The sequence below is a fragment of the Dyadobacter diqingensis genome (assembly GCF_024220585.1).
Classification (GTDB): Bacteria; Bacteroidota; Bacteroidia; order Cytophagales; family Spirosomataceae; genus Dyadobacter; species Dyadobacter diqingensis.
In genome coordinates, this window is record NZ_JAMXKF010000004.1 from 432,121 (window position 1) to 448,575 (window position 16,455).

A 16,455-nucleotide genomic window follows, 5' to 3' on the forward strand; every position below is an offset into this window, starting at 1 on the left:
CTACGGTTTATGACGGTCAAAACAAGAATTCTACTGCTATCGAACTTATTGCTTTTGGGCGGCACGGCGCTGCTGGCCCAGAAGCAAAACGATCTTAAAACAGCACGTCCTAATATCATTTTTATCTACACGGACGACCAGCGCTTTGACGCATTAAGTGTCGTGCAGAAGGAGCAGGGCAGCAGTGCCCGCTTTCCCTGGTTTCAGACACCCAATCTCGATCGTCTGGCGAGTGAGGGCGTAAGGTTCCGGAATGCTTTTGTGATCAATTCGCTTTGTTCGCCAAGTCGGTCCACGTTGCTTAACAGCCGGTACAATCACTTGAATGGTATTGCCAATAACCACACCGGCCTGAAAGATACGACAGTCACCTATGCTACGGAATTGCATAACGCCGGTTATCGGACTGCGTTTTTCGGAAAGTGGCATATGGGAAATGAAAAGGGAAAAAGACCGGGCTTTGACTATTCAGCCAGCTTTATCGGTCAGGGAAAATACGAAGACTGTCCCATCGAGATCAACGGAGTCGCGCAGCCAAGCAAAGGTTGGGTAGACGACGTTTCGACGACTAATGCTGTCAATTACATAAAAGAAAATAAAGACAAAACTTTTCTGTTGACGCTGGCTTTTAAGTCCGGACATGGCCCTTTTCAGCCTCCTGTAAGGCACAAGGATACGTTTGCCGATGTGACGCTGACCAAACCTGCGAGCGAAAACCTGCCTTCTCCGTATAAGGGGCAGATAGATGCGGGCCGGCGTAACGGTGCGGCCGCGGTGCAGCAAAATAATGGCGGTTCCTGGACTGACAACAACGACCAGAAAATCCGTAACTATTTCAGAACTTTAAAGGCGATCGACGAAAATGTCGGACGTGTGCTTGCCACGCTGGATTCTTTGCATCTTGATCAGAATACGGTGGTAATTTTTTCAAGCGACAACGGGTTTTTCTTTGGAGAACATGGTCTGGGTGATAAACGGGCGGCTTACGAGGAATCGATTCGTATTCCGCTGCTGGTCAGATATCCGGCCAGATTTCCCAAAGCAAAGAAGATTGACAAAATCGTGTTAAATCTTGATGCTGCCCCTTCGATACTTGATCTCGCCGGTGTAAAAGCGCCGCAGTCATTTCAGGGCAAAAGCTGGGTGCCGTTGGTAGAAGATAAGGCAAAGGACTGGCGTACATCGTTTTTGTATGAATATTTTTATGAAACCGGATTTAACACGCCGACCATCAAGGCGGTGAGAACAGAAACGGGTAAACTGATCCAGTATCCGGGGGAAGACGGTTGGTCGGAGCTGTATGATCTTTCCAAAGATCCCGGCGAATCCAATAACCTCTACAACGCGGCCTCGGGCAGTAAATTGAAAACCCAGCTTCAAAATGAGTTGACAAAACAGGAAAAGGCTGTGGGTTACGTCAATCCGGACTATGCCGATCCGCGACCGCTGGATGAAAACGGAAAGTATAAGAGACCTCAGAAAGAGCTTATTCCGTAAAATGTATCACAGAAGAAAACAAACGAAGTATAATGGTAAAATATATCAGTAAATTTTCGCGGACATTGGTAGTCGTGGGCGTCATGTTCTCCGGTTATGCCGAAGCGCAGGTGTCTTCGGGTAAGAAAGAATCCGGCCAACCCAAAAAGTACAACGTGTTGTTTATAGCCGCGGATGATTTGAACAATGACATCGGCGCTTTTGGCAATACTTTTGTGAAAACACCCAATATCGACAGACTGGCGCAGCGTGGTGTACGGTTTGACAGGGCTTACACGCAGTTTCCGTTGTGTAGTCCCAGTCGTTCTTCCCTGTTGACCGGGCAGCGGCCCGACGTGACGGGTATTTATGAATTGCAAACTCACTTTCGCAAGAATCTTCCGGATATTGTGACGCTGCCGCAGCTGTTTAAAAACAATAACTATTACAGCGCAAGGGTCGGTAAGATCTTTCACTATGGCGTACCGGGACAAATTGGTACGGATGGACTGGACGATGCTGTCTCGTGGGATCATAAGATCAACCCAAAAGGACGGGATAAAACCGAAGAATCGCTCGTCAAAAATCTCACTCCCAAACGGGCTCTCGGCAGTGCGCTTGCTTATCTGGCAACGGAAGGTACGGATGACGAGCATACCGACGGTATCATCACCAATGAAGCGATCAAATTACTCGAAGAAAAGAAAAACGATCCGTTCTTTCTTGCCGTGGGTTTTTTCAGACCGCATTCACCTTATGTAGCGCCAAAGAAATATTTTGATCAGTACCCACTTGACAAAATACCGCTTCCTAAGGAAGTGGAGAATGATCTTGACGATGTGCCGGAAGCAGCATTATTTACAAAACCATCGCATTGGGGACTTACCGAACCGGAACGTCGAGAGGCGTTAAGAGCTTATTACGCGACGATTTCCTTTATGGATGCACAGGTTGGTAAACTGCTGGATGCGCTGGACCGTCTGAAATTGTCGGACAATACCATTATTGTATTTTGGAGTGATCACGGTTACAACGTGGGGCAGCACGGACAATGGATGAAACAGAGTTTGTTTGAAAACTCAGCACGGGTTCCTTTGATTATTTCCGTGCCGGGCGGCTTGAAAGGAAAGGCATCCGGCCGTACCGTGGAATTGCTGGATATCTATCCCACACTTGCGGAGCTTACCGGACTGGATCCGCATCAGAAATTACAGGGAAAGAGTTTGACTCCTTTGTTGAAAAATCCTGCTGCAAAATGGGACAAACCGGCCTACACGCAGGTGCGGCGCGACAAGATTTTCGGCCGTTCAGTCCGGACGGAACGCTTTCGTTATACCGAGTGGGATGAAGGAAGGGCAGGTGTGGAACTGTATGATCATCAATCGGATCCCGGCGAATTCAAGAATCTTGCCAAAGAAAATAATCATGTCAAAACGGTGAATGAGCTGGCTATTTTACTAAAAAATGGTTTTCCGGTGCATGAGTAATTGTAAATCAAATTTTTTGTATAAAATTTGAGAATATTATCAGTGAACATGCAAGTTATCAGGTTTATAAGATCCTCTTCGTTAGTTATTTTTCTTGTCACGCAGTGCTTCTCCGGTTATGGACAGAGGCGAGAAGGGCGGTTGTCGGTCAGTCCGGATATGGTTATCGGATTAATCAACAATCGCCACCAGTTTGCTTCGATCGGCAAAAGCCGTCCAGGGAATTCAAGGGACGAAACGCCCCGTCCGAATATTATATTTATCCTGACGGATGATCACCGCTGGGATGCATTAGGGGCCGCGGGGAATAAAATTATCCGGACACCCAACCTGGATGCACTGGCGAAGAGCGGAACGTTGTTCAAAAAAGCTTACGTGACGACTTCTATTTGTTGCGTCAGCCGGGCTAGCCTTTTGACCGGTCAGTATCAGTCGAGGCATAAGATTAATGATTTCAAAACCTGTTTGTCTAAAAAAGCGCTTGCCAAAACGTATCCGGCATTGCTGAAAAACGCGGGTTATAAGCTCGGTTTCATTGGTAAATTCGGACTGGATGATAAACGCCAGCCCGATACACTTTTTGACTATTGGGCCAGCGCGCGTGAAGAACAGCCGGTTTATGAAATGATCAACAAGAGCGGGAAAATGATCCACCATACCGACAGTGTTGGAAAAGATATTCGTCAGTTTTTGAATCAGTTTGCCGGAAAGGAGCCGTTCTGTTTGTCGGTAAGTTTCAAAGCACCGCACGAGCTTGATGGTAACCCGCCTACTTTTCCTGCCCAGGAAAAGTTTAAAGGCTATTATCAGAATGTGAGTATTCCGGAGCCCGTAACCGCCGATCCTAAATACTGGAACAGCTTTCCAGAGTTTTTCAGGAATGATAAAAATATTGCACGGGCCAGGTGGAAACCTCTATTATCTACGCCGGAGCTGAGGCAGGAAACAACCCGTAATTATTATCGTCTGATCACCGGCGTTGACGAGGTTGTCGGTAATATGGTGGCGCAGTTAAAAGAACTGGAAATTGACAAAAATACGATCATCATCTTTATGGGTGATAATGGTTTTTCGCTTGGAGAACACGGTCTGGAAGGCAAATGGTACGGATTTGAAGAGTCCATCAGAGTTCCCCTGATCATTTCCGGAGCTCCGTTGCCGAGAAAGTTGAGAAGAGAGGAAACCGATAAAATAGCACTCAACATTGATATTGCGCCAACCATTCTGGCTTTGGCAGGTGTGCCTGTGCCGTCTACGATCCAGGGTATGGATTTAATCAGAATGATGAAAAAGAAATCCACTGCCCGAAAAGATTTTTTCTATGAGCATACGTATCTCGGAGGTGTTGCATTGCCGAAGGTGGAAGGGGTGGTGTCAGAGCATTTTAAGTACATGAAATACATCGAGCACAATTACGAAGAATTTTATGATACCCGAAAAGACCCGAATGAGACAACCAACATTATCAAAAAGAAATCAGAAAAAGCGAAGTTGAAAAAACTACGCAACCGCTATGCAGAGCTCAGAAAGGAAGTACGATAATTAACAAAAACAGCCTCCGTTTTATCCTGACAGATAAAACGGAGGCTGTTTTGTATAAAAAGATCAAATTAAGGCACCAGTTTGTAAATGGCTCCCTTGTTGTCATCCAGCAAAACGGTCAGCACATAAAGCTCACCTGCCAGATCTTCTCCGAAACTGTAAACATGCCAGTAACCAGGATCTCTTGAAATCGAAAGTTTTTCCCGAGTCCATTTGTTAGCTACCCCTGGCGATAAGTGCCAGATCGGCCCCATCATGTCTCCGAAAATATACTTTCCTGTTAATGCCGGAATGGCCTTACCACGGTACACAAAACCGCCGGTGATACTCAGGCCTTCGGGATGCGGATATTCCGCGATAGGCGCAATGGCTTTCGCAGGTTGCGGATCCTCCGCATTGAATGCATGAAATCCTTCGATTGGTCTCCATCCATAATTTCCACCCTTGGTGATGATGTCTACTTCTTCGTATTTGTTCTGGCCAACTTCGCCTGCGAAAAGCTGGTTGGTTTTGCGGTCAAAGCTGAAACGCCATGGGTTACGCAATCCGTAAGCATAAATTTCTCCTTTTGCATCGGCTGTTTTTACAAATGGGTTGTCAGTAGGGATCGCGTAGGGTTGTTTGTTGACATCAATTCTTAAAATCTTGCCCAACAGATTGGACAAATCCTGTGCGTTGCCATACTTGCCGTGTTTATCGCCGCCACCGCCGCCATCACCGGACGAGATATACAAAAATCCGTCAGCACCGAATTTCAGATCGCCGCCGTTGTGATTGGATTCGGGCTGATCAAATACCAAAACCTTACGCATCGAATTCTTATCGGCTTGCAGCGGATTGCCTTTGCTGACCGTGTATTCGCGAACCTCTGAGTGGTTATCCACACCTTTTTGAGAAGGAATTACCGACGTACTGCAATACACATAGAACTTTCCGTTGGTGGCATAGTCAGGGTGGAATGCCAAACCTAACAGACCCCGTTCGTCGTATCCGTCTTTTTTCAGAACTTCCTTTGTGATGTCGAGAAAGGGCGCTGGTAGCAATTTTCCCTTTTGAACAATTCGGATTCTGCCTTCCTGCTCGCCGATAAAAAGCATATCCGGCGTATTTTTAGCGACTGCAAAAGCCGTTGGATGTGACACCTGGTCGGTCACAAGCTGTAATTTTACGTTAACCGGAGATGTTGCAGCCTGTCCGAAAGCGGTGGCGGACAACAAAACCGTTGAAAAAAACGGAATGAAAAGTTTTTTAAGCATCGTTTGAAATTTGGGATTTTGAAGAGTTGTTAGGGGCAAGTTTTAAGTTGCTGCACAAATTAACGTAATCGTTTACGGAAAAATGACAAAAGTGCGTAAACTTATTTTAATTTCAATGTAAATTGTTGATTATCAGTCATTGTTTTTAAGCGAATGATCAAATCAACTTATGGAGGTTTTTAGGGACGATTCTCTGAAAATAGGAATGGGTTCAATCACGCAACGGTTGTTGGTGATAACACTGCTATCACTTGTAATGATGCCATAAAGCAGTTTGAAAGCTTCCTGTCCCATAACAACCGTTTGCTGGTCCATCGTGGATAGGGAAGGGGTTGTATGTTCGCTGAACATATCGTTGCAAAAGCCAAAAATACCGAATTGCTGAGGCACCTGAATCCTGCTGTTTTTGAGTTGTTTCAAAATACCGAGGGCGGTAAAATCTTCGGCTGCAAAGATCGCATCCGGCGGCTGGGGCAATTGCAGCAGATGCCTCGTACCTTCCATTCCCGACTCTATGGAAATATTTCCGGTGTAGATCAGCTCTTTCTCTACCGGGATATTGTTTGCTTTTAATGCCGCCAGGTAGCCGTTTAACCGGTCGCTAAAAGTTCTGATAAATACTGGCCCCGAGATATGGGCGATTCGCCGGTAACCCTGATCAATAAGATGCTGGGTTGCCAGAAACGCACCCTTGTATCCATCAATCACCACGGTTGGCATACCCAAATCTTCCGGCACACGATCAAAAAAGACAAGGGGAATATTTCTCCGTTTTACTTCCAGGAAATGGTCATAGTTCAGCGTATTTCTCGACATCGAAACGATAATCCCATCGACACGGGCCCCGATGAATGTTTGAATTCCCTTTACCTCTAATTCATGCAACTCGTCACATTCATGGATCAAAACGGAATAACCTTGCTTGCGGGCCAGGTTGGTAATGCCATGAATCACGGAGCCAAAAAATGCGTTTTCAGCGGTCGGGATGAGTACGCCAATAACGTGAGTTTTGCCTGACCTCAGAGAAGATGCAATACGGTTCGGATTGTAGTTAAGCCTTAAAGCAGCCTCCTTCACAACATCCTTGGTTTTTGCGCTGATTTCAGGATGGTCACTGAGTGCCCGGGAGACCGTCGCGGCGGTCATTTTCAGTTCTTGGGCTATATCATTTAGGGTGACGCTGCTTTTTTTCAATTTGATACTTTTTTGTAAATGTAATAAAGATTTGAAGTCGAGCAACTATTGAGATTTGTTTTTGAACTACCGGTTATTATTAAAAAGTATTGAATTTACATTAAGTATAAACTTTATCAATTGATTAATAATTAATAAAAGTATTATACATTTGATATGTATTTAAAATATAATTTATATTGAAAGTGTATATAATTATTGTTATTGTAGTCAATTGGTTATAGTTTGTTGTGTCGATTTGTGTATAACAAAAAAAGGTGATCTGAATTGCTCAGACCACCTTTCGTGACAAAGAATAGTATTATAAACCGAAACCTAAGGCTAGTCCTTTCACAGGTACCGGGAAACTATATTTCATGAGTGCCGTTCCGGTCGCCAGGTCAACAGTGTAGTAGCTGGTATTACCTCCGACGGTGAAAATAGCAAATCCAGTTCCTGAAACATTGCCAATATCAAAACCGATATTCGGGTCAACGTCAACCCCAAGAACTTTCGGATCAATCAGAAGACCTTCGTTTGGCGGGCTTTGTTTGTACAGAAGATTCGATTGGCTGTCGATATCAAACAGCGCCGTGTTCGTTCCTATCACACCCGGATAACTGTTGGTGTATGCCACCGCTGTTGCAAAGGGAGTCGGGCCAGCCGAATTTCCTATTTTCAGCGGTCCATCAACGGCCGTTACACCTGTCGTAACATCGATCCGTAAGTTTTGTCCGTTGTCGCTTACTACGCGAAGTCTGTCGGCTGCGGGGTTAAAGTCGACACCAAAGTAAGTACCACTTATGGTAACCGGCGTGTCGTTCATAAGTTTAAGGCTAACCAATTCTGTTGCAGCTCCCGATCCAAGATCAATACCGTATATTTTACTGTTGCTGCCCAAAGCGTGCAGACGCCCGTTGACGGGACGGATATCAATTCCCAGTAACGTTACACCACCAGGTACACCAATTGCCTTGGTTCCATATTCGCTTCCGTTTGTAGGATTGAATATTTTAAGATTGTTTGACGCATCCAGTGCGTAGGCAACGGGCAGAGCAGGGATCGCGATACCAATAATGTTAACATTTGCCGGAAGGTTACCCAGTTTTTGCAATTTACCGGAAGCCAGATTTACATAATCCAGTTCCCATTTGTTGTCAAACTTAACGGAGGCGATTGGATAAACATCAGCTGCATTTACATCTGGCGAAATATCAAATCCGCCCACATCTTGAATATCAAGCCCCAGCCCGCCAACTGTCACAAGCGTTCCCGGGTTAGGAGGATTTTGAATGTACAAGATATCGGCGACAGGGTCAATGTCATAAAGTGTCGTGCCTACTCCGCCAGGGGAAGCAGTCACACCGGCGCGACTATTCGTGTAGGCAACGGCGCCAACTTTTGGACTTGCAGGCCCGTTCAATGGCGAATCTCCCGGAACGACAGCGCCGGTTTCTGGGTGTAAACGTAGATTCTGTGCAGTGTTGGTTACTACGCGGATCCGGTCCACAGTGGGGTTGAAATCAAAACCGATGCTGGTGCCTGATAACGCCGTCGCAATCGGAGCCGCGCCGATTCTGGTTGCTTTTCCCTGTTGGTCTCCCGTTTTTACATTAATCTGGTAAAGGTTGCTTTGCGCGCTGATGGCATAAAGCTGTCCCGTGGCGGGACGAAAATCAATACCGGCCAATACATCACCGTTTTCCAGACCTGTTACGGAAAATGATCTTAGTGGTGTGGAAGTGTTTTTAACATTAATCTCATGCAACTGATTGTTGTCAGACAATGCATAGAAAATCCTGTCGGGAAGCGCCTGCTCGGTCGGAGAGAGGCGGTGATCTTCGCAGGAAAACAGACCCAATGCCACTGCCAGCGTTGTGGCAAGTGTTAGTTTTTTGAGTAGGGAGTTAGAGATTGTCATGAAATACCTGAGTAAGTGAGTGAATGTTTTACAGAACTCACATACGATCAAATACACCCTTTGGATTAAAAATGAGTATTAATTTTTAATTTTATTTTAATCGAAATTTAATGTGCTCATTTCTTCGCTTAGCACACAAGCGTTTCTGACTATTTTAATCTAGCCAGAAGGTCAATGAGAGGAGACGACAATTAATCGACAATATAAGACAGCGAGGCATTCTTATACTCCGGTTTTTGAAGTTGTTGTTTAAGCATTTTAAATGATTCGAGCGGTCCCTGTGAAGCCACCAGATTGACCAGCCACGCAGGTATAGAACCACCCGGGTCAACTGCAATGGTATATTCTACCTTGACCTGTTTTTTAGATATCGGTAAAACGACCCATCGTCCCTGTGACTGGGTAACGCGGACAATTCCCTGCTTAACCGGAACAAATCCGGAAACACAGGGTGCGTCAATGGTGATGGTCTTCGTAGCCGGATTTTGTGAGACTGCGATATGCGCTATGAAGTCTCTGTTTTGTGCAGGCCAGGGAAGTGTTACCTCTGAGTAATAAAACAACTCCGACGGGGATACCTGTTTTACCAAAACACTTGATTTTGTATTGTAAACCCACTCCGTACTCTTGTCAATATTCATGATCACCGACACAAACTGCGACGCTGATGCGTTCAGTATACTTTCGACTTTCAGTGCCTTGATTTTTGAGGTGAGCAGCGATTTGGTATAAACCCTGACCCCGTCTTTCTCCGTATGAAATTTCCAGTTTTCCTGGGCATAACTGTTTGCAAACCCACTGGTGAGAACTAAAATGGCTAATATTTTTTTGAACATCTGAATTTACGCTAATCGGATCACGCGATCTTGCATGATAACTTGTTTCAGATGTAACAGTATTTTGACAAAAATAATTACCGGTTTAATTGTTTGAAATCGTAAAATACCTGGCTGTGGTCGCCGTCTTTTTTTGTATAGGCAATCAGCAATCCTGCCTGACCTGAGGCAAGTGCAACAGGATGAGTGGCATTGGTGTTGGCAGCCGTAATAAAACCTGTTTTTAATAACTTACCACCATCGCTGCGCGTTTGCAGACCGATCCTGAAATTTCCTTCTTCGGTAAGTTCGTCCCAAACGACGGCGAGCTGACCATTCGGGCTTGCAGCAATTTGCGGGTGCTTCGCAGAGGCTGATGCGCTGATGCTTTGGCGCGTAGAAAAATTCTGACCATCTTTGGAGTTACAATAGAAAATACCCTTTCCGCTGCCCATCGTATACCATGCAAAGTGCATTCCATTTTCATTTCCAGTCATGGTGGGTCCTGTATGCGGACAGCCACGAATAACCCAGTTGTCCGCACTGATGCGTGTTGCCGGTGAAAAAGTTTGTCCGTTGTCTGCCGAAAGAGAATGGACCATATCACGGATGCTGTCGCTCAAAATAGCCCTGTAAGTAAGGTGCAGCTTGCCTGTTTTATCAACAAACAGTTTGGTGCGGCAGCACTGACAGGTTGATTCAGCGACACGCGTTTCATTGACAAAACCTTCTTTTTGTTCTGTTTTTGAGAAATATAATGCTGAGCCTTCCATACTCATTCCTTCGTGATGACCTTCATGGTGATGCTGGTTTGCTTGTGCCGGTTTCCTGGAATCAAGCCAAACAACGCCGATTTCTCCGTCGGGCAGCAAAGTCATATCGAAATAACGTTCGTCGTTGCTATAAGATTTAGCAGGTGATAACTGTTTAGCCTCCGTCCAGGTGGCGCCTTTGTCGAAGGACTGGGTGTAATACAACAAACCTGCGTATTTATTTTCCTTGCTTGGGTTGCTCACGGCAAAAATGGAAAGCATATCACCATTCTTTTTATAGATTATTTTTGACAGATTTTCGTCATGCGGATAAATACCCCGGGAAGCAGAAATTTCCTTTGATCCTGAAAAAGAGCGTCCGCCATCTTTTGAAACCGCGTAGTACAGTTTGTATTGGTCGGTACTGACCTTTTGTACCCAGCTCAGAACGGGGTTGCCTGATTGATCGGTCGTCAGATAAGCACCCGATGCATCACCTTTCGGCAGGGAAATCATCCTTGGTCCGGGAGAAATATCTGATGATGGATTTGAAAAACGGTAGGCACTGATAATGAGCGTTACGATAACGAGAAGAAAAGATGCTTTTTTCATATTAATCTGGCTTGTGGATAAGCCTGCTGGGAGTATCAAAAATCTTTAATAATTACGAAGTGAAATTACGCATAAAGTTGATTGGTTACCGGCTGTCCCCACAGAAATTGAGGGAGATTGCCTGTTAAAAAATAAAGAACCCTGGAAATCCGGAGTCCTTTACAAAATATCGTAACCTTTAATTGATATAGATCATACATCAACTACATACAATATTAATAAATAAAGTACACTGCTGAAAATTTACCTTTCAGAAAGACTGTTTACCTTTTAACATTCTATAAATAATAGTAAAAATGCGTTTCGTCTTTTTTGAAGCCAAACTTTTCATAGAGTGCCTGCGCGCTGGTATTTTCGATGCCAGTCTTTAACGTTACCCACTGAGCATCAGTGTCTGAGCCAAATTCTTTGACTTGTTCCAGCAAACCTGTTGCAACCCCAAACTTCCGGTACCGTTCCGAGATAAACATATCATTGAGCGTCCAGGTGGATTTGGCTTTCAGGGAAGAGAACATGGGATAAAGAAGCGTAAACCCCATAATCTCCCTGGAATCGTCATTTATCGCGGCAAAAATCGTAGCCTGATTGTTTTCAAGTCTGTCTTTTAAGAAATTATAAGAAACTCCCAAATCGGATTCCTGGCCAAAATGTACCCGGTATTCGTTAAACAACATGGCGAGCTGCGGAAGGTGATTGAGATTACACTTTTCGATAAGCATGAAAAAAGAGAAAATTTTAAAGGAAATAATTGTCTGTCGGCCAAAGGTACTATCCTGCGATTTTTTATTTGCCTCAGGAAGCGAAAAAAAACCTGCCCAAGAGAAGGCAGGTTTTTTAAATACTCTCAACCGGGATCTATAAAATTGAAACGACAAATCTCGTAAATGCTGCATGCCTTTCATGCGTGCGTAGCAATATTGTAACGTAGGCAGGCGAATTAAAAATGCCCTGGGCAAATCGATTTAACCGAATTTTAATACTGTCCGGCAATCGTATCGGCTTGTCGTTAATCCGCTATTCATAAGCCGCTGAACGCTAATTAACAACGCAAATTTTGGCTGAATGGAACTTTATAAAATAATATCTTTGTTGCCCGTTGAAATTGGTGACTTTTTTTGGTTAAATTCGTATATATAATAGACAATGGGAGATATGTCTGAGTATCGGAGTACGCTTGGCTAGTCCGCAGAGAAAGCGGTGTTATGCAGGCAGGCTTTATGTGTTGATATATTTAGATAAGAAAGAAATTACGTTTAAGACTATATGGGTTATCGTTATCTGGGATTCGTTGCATGTTCTCTTACCCTTTTAAGCCACTATTGCTTCTGTCAGGAATTACAGCCCGGTCTTTCGGGAATGGGTCCCTCCAAGTGGATAACCATTAAACATACGCAGGCACCTGGGGCGAGGTTCCGCTCTGTAAATTCGGAGACGCAGCGTTACACTCAGGAAGATGTGTACGTTCGTGCATGGGTACCCGTTATCCATAAACCAAAATATGCCATTGTGCTTGGCCCTCATTACAGGACCGAACAGCTTGAAATGGATACCAAAGGTGAGAATCCAATGCACCAGATGTCGAACTGGAAACTTCGGTCCATGGGGCTTGACATTAAATCGTTTTTTAAACTGGACAGCACTTCATTTTTGATTGTGGCCTCTCAGCTGAATAAAAGTGGAAGCATGGCGGATATCCCGCTCAAAAATGTCCCGCTGAATTACAGCTTTACCGCAGTTTACCTCAAAAAAAAATCGGTGGACAAGGAAATTGGATTTGGTATTATGGCGAGCAAGAACAGAAACCTTTCGGTGTTGCCGGTTTTTGTTTTTAACTATAATTTTTCTCCAAAGTCAGGTATCGAAATAAGCTTACCCAAGAAAATTGCCTGGCGATACAACTTTTCGCCCAAGGATATTCTTTATCTGAAAAGCGAGGCTGTCAGCAGGAGTTATTACATCGCCGAACAGAACAAGGAATCCGGGTTGTTCAGGAAGATCGATATGGATACGGGGATTATGTATAATCGCCAGATAAATAAAATTATTGGCGTTGAATTATTTGGCGGTTACCGGACAAATATCAGCAATACACTTCCCGCCGGTGTGGTTCCGATTAAAACTTCCGGCTTTACCGCTTCTATTGAGTTGTACATTCGTCCGCCTTTTGGCTTGCTTAAAAAATCAAAATAATACCTTTTGAAGAATTTTTAGTCTGATATAATTATCAGACTTTTTTTGTGCCGGAAATATGACTTTTTGGCACAAAATTTCTAGTTATCAGTTGGTTACATTTTGTTTAGCTCAGTGATATGAGATTGATGAAGCCTTAATTCGGGTTGTAGGGACAAGAAAAAAGCCTCAGTATAACTAAGGCTCTTTTGTTCATTATTTAACCCAGCACTCTACATTATTAGGTAACTGATGTAAAAGTAGAACAACTGAATATTAAAAGCAAGGTTTTTGTAGAATATATTATTTTATTATTAGTAATTGTTATACAATAAAAACCTGGTTTGTAGTAGTAATTCGCTTTGTAGAATAATATCTGTCATAAAAGAAAAAATCCCCGCAGACGCCGGGATTTTTTACTAAATATTTCTCACCTCAAAATGAGCAGAGCCCATTTTGAATACTTGTAATATTACAAAAATCATGCTAGAAGACATATCTAAAAAAGGGTATTTATATATAAGATACTTTGTGACAGTTTATTAAAAAATTTTATGTATTAGAAAATTTATATTACACGACATTATTTCTTCTTAAGCTGTGGGGAAGTTTCTAAATTTTATGACATGTCAGGTGAAAGGTGATGACGATTTGGCGAAAATGCACACAATGTGTCGAAAGTGGGGAAACGCGACAAAACTTTTTTGAAGCGTGTGACTGGTTACAAATGTCCGTAAAACAAAAAAATCCCGGCATATGCCAAGATTATTTGTACACTACAACACACACTATAGGCCACTTGCGTGGCGCTGGAACAAAATTATAGAAATCTTGCTATAAATGAAATATAATATTTCGACAATTTGTAGATAAAAGATAACATAAGGCCTAAATGTGACTTTTTGGAACAAAAATTGCGGTAAATAATATGAAGGGGTCGTGATTACCCAGTTGGACGCTCCATATTTAAACCAGATGCATCTGTAATTAAAATGCATTGAAACTTATGAAAGATTTAAAAAGTAAAGAAAAAAGAGGAAGATTAATCATTGTTGCCTATCGACTACCATTTAAGATCATCAGCGAAAACGACCAGGTCCGGTTGTTTCAAAATTCCGGGGGACTCGTTTCTGCCGTGCTCTCTTTGGTACATGAGCAGGAGGGATCGCCCTTTAATTCCGAAGAGAAAATCCAGTGGATCGGATTTACGGAGAACACTGCGGAAGAGCTTGAAGGACAGTCGCTTGAAAATGACAGTTTCCAGGCGCATCCCGTATTTATTCCGGCTGATGTCAATGAGAATTACTACGAAGGATTTTGTAATAACCTGATCTGGCCTTTATGTCATTATTTTCCTTCCCTGGCCAAATTTGATGACGCTTACTACGAAAGTTATCAGGTTGCCAACAGATTGTTTTTTGACAAAGTAAAAGAGATTATCCAGCCAGATGATGTGGTCTGGGTTCAGGATTACCAGCTCATGCTGCTGCCGGACATGATCAGGCAGGAATTCCCCAAAAACAAAATAGGGTTCTTTTTCCACATTCCGTTTCCATCCTTCGAACTGTTCCGCATGTTGCCCGTCAAGTGGCGTCAGGCGATCATCGACGGTATTCTGGGTGCAGATGTGGTCGGGTTTCATACCAACGATTATGTCGAGTACTTTTTGAAAGCGGCCCGGATGGTTTCCGGCTATGGTAATAAGTTACATTATATAAATCTGAGCAACCGGATCGTGAAGGTGGATTCGTTTCCGATCAGTATCGATTATAAAAAATTCAATTCGGCTTATGATGAGCCTGAAATTGTCAGGGAACGCGAACAGGTCCGCGAATCACTTAAAGAAAAAATAATTTTCTCGGTTGACCGTCTGGATTATTCGAAAGGAATTTTACATCGCCTGCACGGCTTTCAGAGATTTTTGGAAAGGTATCCCGACTGGCATGAAAAGGTCTCTTTTGTGATGGTGGTTGTCCCTTCACGGGACAGTATCGAGCAGTATCAACAGATGAAATCTGACATAGACCAAACCGTTGGACGGATTAACGCCAATTTTGGTAATATCAACTGGCAGCCGATCATTTATCAGTATCGCTCGATGTCTTATGAAGAGTTGCTGGGCATGTATACCGCGAGTGATGTTGCGCTGATAACGCCCGTGCGGGACGGGATGAATCTCGTTTGCAAAGAATATGTGGCGAGCAGGAAAGACCGGAAGGGCGTGCTGATTTTGAGCGAAATGGCGGGTGCAGCGGCAGAGCTTGGAGAGGCGCTGATTATTAACCCGCTCGACAACCAGGATATTGCCGATGCCATAAAAAAGGCTTTCGAGATGTCGGAGGACGAACAAATGAAGCGTATGGATGCCATGCAGACCCGGATCCGGGAGTATGATGTATTCGCGTGGACCAATGATTTTTTTACTCAGATGATTATGCTGGAACAGGAACATGAAAGACTTCGTCAGGTTTTTCTGACGAACAAAGGGATTGATAATATTCGTAAAGCTTATAACTCAGCGTCAAACCGAATTTTATTTTTTGACTATGACGGAACGCTGGCTCCGATCGTTCCGGATCCTGCCAAGGCAATCGTTTCGGCGGATACCAAGAAACTGATCATGGATTTGGCCAAGCGTGACACCGTTATCATCATCAGCGGCCGGGATCGTTATTTTCTGCATGAGCTGTTCAAAGAATTACCTGTTCATATTATTGCTGAACACGGCGCTTTGATCAAAACTAAGGATAATCCGGAATGGATCCTGAATGACAGTTATGAGGAAAACTGGAAGGAGAGCATCCGTCCGATTCTCGACATTTACGCAAAAAGATGTCCCGGCGCTTTTGTTGAGGAAAAGGAAACTTCGCTGGCCTGGCATTACAGGACGGCCGAAGATAAGGAATATGCGGTGCGAAGAGCCCAGGAATTAATCTGGCAGCTGAAAAGTTTTGTTCAGCCCGAGCTTAACCTTCAGATTATTGATGGGAACAAAGTCGTGGAAGTAAAAAAGACTGCTTTTAACAAAGGCACGGCCGCTCGCTCATTTGTTGAAAACGGAAACTATGATTTTGTTCTGGCGATGGGGGATGATACTACGGACGAAGATATGTTTGAGGCCTTGCCTGCCAATTCGTATACCATTAAAATCGGGGATGATCTTTCCGCGGCAAGAAACCATATCAGGAATCAACAGGAAGTATTTCACTTTTTGAAATTTATGATCTCTTCACCAGAGGAGTAGGTAGTATT

11 protein-coding genes are annotated in these 16,455 nt (G+C 43.9%); 5 read left to right on the forward strand and 6 right to left on the reverse strand.

Translation table 11 applies throughout. The features are described 5' to 3' along the window. The first annotated feature begins 9 nt into the window (after positions 1-9). The 3 genes from M1L62_RS14105 to M1L62_RS14115 all read left to right on the forward strand — a co-directional run bounded on the left by M1L62_RS14105 (position 10) and on the right by M1L62_RS14115 (position 4,505). Entirely contained in the window at positions 10-1,497 is a 1,488-nt protein-coding gene (locus tag M1L62_RS14105; protein ID WP_254560230.1) for a sulfatase family protein, read from the forward strand. Between the two features lie 32 nt (positions 1,498-1,529). Next, complete coding sequence (locus M1L62_RS14110) at positions 1,530-2,963, forward strand: sulfatase (protein ID WP_254560231.1); 1,434 nt, start codon at positions 1,530-1,532, stop codon at positions 2,961-2,963. Between the two features lie 159 nt (positions 2,964-3,122). Next, the gene (locus tag M1L62_RS14115) at positions 3,123-4,505 is read left to right on the forward strand and encodes a sulfatase family protein (protein ID WP_254560232.1); all 1,383 of its coding nucleotides are present in this window, start codon (positions 3,123-3,125) and stop codon (positions 4,503-4,505) included. 68 nt (positions 4,506-4,573) lie between these two features. On the opposite strand, the gene M1L62_RS14120 is transcribed toward M1L62_RS14115, so the two are convergent. From M1L62_RS14120 to M1L62_RS14145, 6 genes are all read right to left on the reverse strand, one after another. After that, a complete protein-coding gene (locus M1L62_RS14120; protein ID WP_254560233.1) occupies positions 4,574-5,761 on the reverse strand; it encodes a PQQ-dependent sugar dehydrogenase in 1,188 nt (395 codons plus the stop codon). A 162-nt stretch (positions 5,762-5,923) separates the two neighbouring features. Beyond that, positions 5,924-6,955 (reverse strand): LacI family DNA-binding transcriptional regulator, encoded by a 1,032-nt coding sequence (locus M1L62_RS14125; RefSeq protein WP_254560234.1) that lies wholly within the window; start codon positions 6,953-6,955, stop codon positions 5,924-5,926. Positions 6,956-7,256: 301 nt separating this feature from the next. After that, complete coding sequence (locus tag M1L62_RS14130; protein ID WP_254560235.1) at positions 7,257-8,855, reverse strand: DUF4394 domain-containing protein; 1,599 nt, start codon at positions 8,853-8,855, stop codon at positions 7,257-7,259. Positions 8,856-9,046: 191 nt separating this feature from the next. Beyond that, positions 9,047-9,691: an START domain-containing protein gene (locus M1L62_RS14135; protein WP_254560236.1), complete on the reverse strand. Its 645-nt coding sequence runs from the start codon at positions 9,689-9,691 to the stop codon at positions 9,047-9,049. A 77-nt stretch (positions 9,692-9,768) separates the two neighbouring features. Then, entirely contained in the window at positions 9,769-11,034 is a 1,266-nt protein-coding gene (locus tag M1L62_RS14140; protein ID WP_254560237.1) for a sialidase family protein, read from the reverse strand. Positions 11,035-11,312: 278 nt separating this feature from the next. Beyond that, a complete protein-coding gene (locus tag M1L62_RS14145) occupies positions 11,313-11,753 on the reverse strand; it encodes a GNAT family N-acetyltransferase (RefSeq protein ID WP_254560238.1) in 441 nt (146 codons plus the stop codon). A 544-nt stretch (positions 11,754-12,297) separates the two neighbouring features. Here M1L62_RS14145 and M1L62_RS14150 point away from each other — a divergent pair. Further along, positions 12,298-13,224 (forward strand): DUF6268 family outer membrane beta-barrel protein, encoded by a 927-nt coding sequence (locus M1L62_RS14150; protein WP_254560239.1) that lies wholly within the window; start codon positions 12,298-12,300, stop codon positions 13,222-13,224. Between the two features lie 985 nt (positions 13,225-14,209). Next, on the forward strand, positions 14,210-16,447 hold the full coding sequence (locus M1L62_RS14155) for a bifunctional alpha,alpha-trehalose-phosphate synthase (UDP-forming)/trehalose-phosphatase (RefSeq protein WP_254560240.1): 2,238 nt from the start codon (positions 14,210-14,212) through the stop codon (positions 16,445-16,447). Positions 16,448-16,455 lie beyond the last annotated feature (8 nt).

What these genes read in the sequence shown, in the direction of transcription:
- M1L62_RS14105 (WP_254560230.1), top strand. Translation starts at nt 10, where the DNA reads ATGACGGTCAAAACAAGAATTCTACTGCTATCGAACTTATTGCTTTTG.
- M1L62_RS14110 (WP_254560231.1), top strand. Translation starts at nt 1,530, where the DNA reads ATGGTAAAATATATCAGTAAATTTTCGCGGACATTGGTAGTCGTGGGC.
- M1L62_RS14115 (WP_254560232.1), top strand. Translation starts at nt 3,123, where the DNA reads ATGGTTATCGGATTAATCAACAATCGCCACCAGTTTGCTTCGATCGGC.
- M1L62_RS14120 (WP_254560233.1), bottom strand. Translation starts at nt 5,761, where the DNA reads ATGCTTAAAAAACTTTTCATTCCGTTTTTTTCAACGGTTTTGTTGTCC.
- M1L62_RS14130 (WP_254560235.1), bottom strand. Translation starts at nt 8,855, where the DNA reads ATGACAATCTCTAACTCCCTACTCAAAAAACTAACACTTGCCACAACG.
- M1L62_RS14135 (WP_254560236.1), bottom strand. Translation starts at nt 9,691, where the DNA reads ATGTTCAAAAAAATATTAGCCATTTTAGTTCTCACCAGTGGGTTTGCA.
- M1L62_RS14140 (WP_254560237.1), bottom strand. Translation starts at nt 11,034, where the DNA reads ATGAAAAAAGCATCTTTTCTTCTCGTTATCGTAACGCTCATTATCAGT.
- M1L62_RS14145 (WP_254560238.1), bottom strand. Translation starts at nt 11,753, where the DNA reads ATGCTTATCGAAAAGTGTAATCTCAATCACCTTCCGCAGCTCGCCATG.
- M1L62_RS14150 (WP_254560239.1), top strand. Translation starts at nt 12,298, where the DNA reads ATGGGTTATCGTTATCTGGGATTCGTTGCATGTTCTCTTACCCTTTTA.
- M1L62_RS14155 (WP_254560240.1), top strand. Translation starts at nt 14,210, where the DNA reads ATGAAAGATTTAAAAAGTAAAGAAAAAAGAGGAAGATTAATCATTGTT.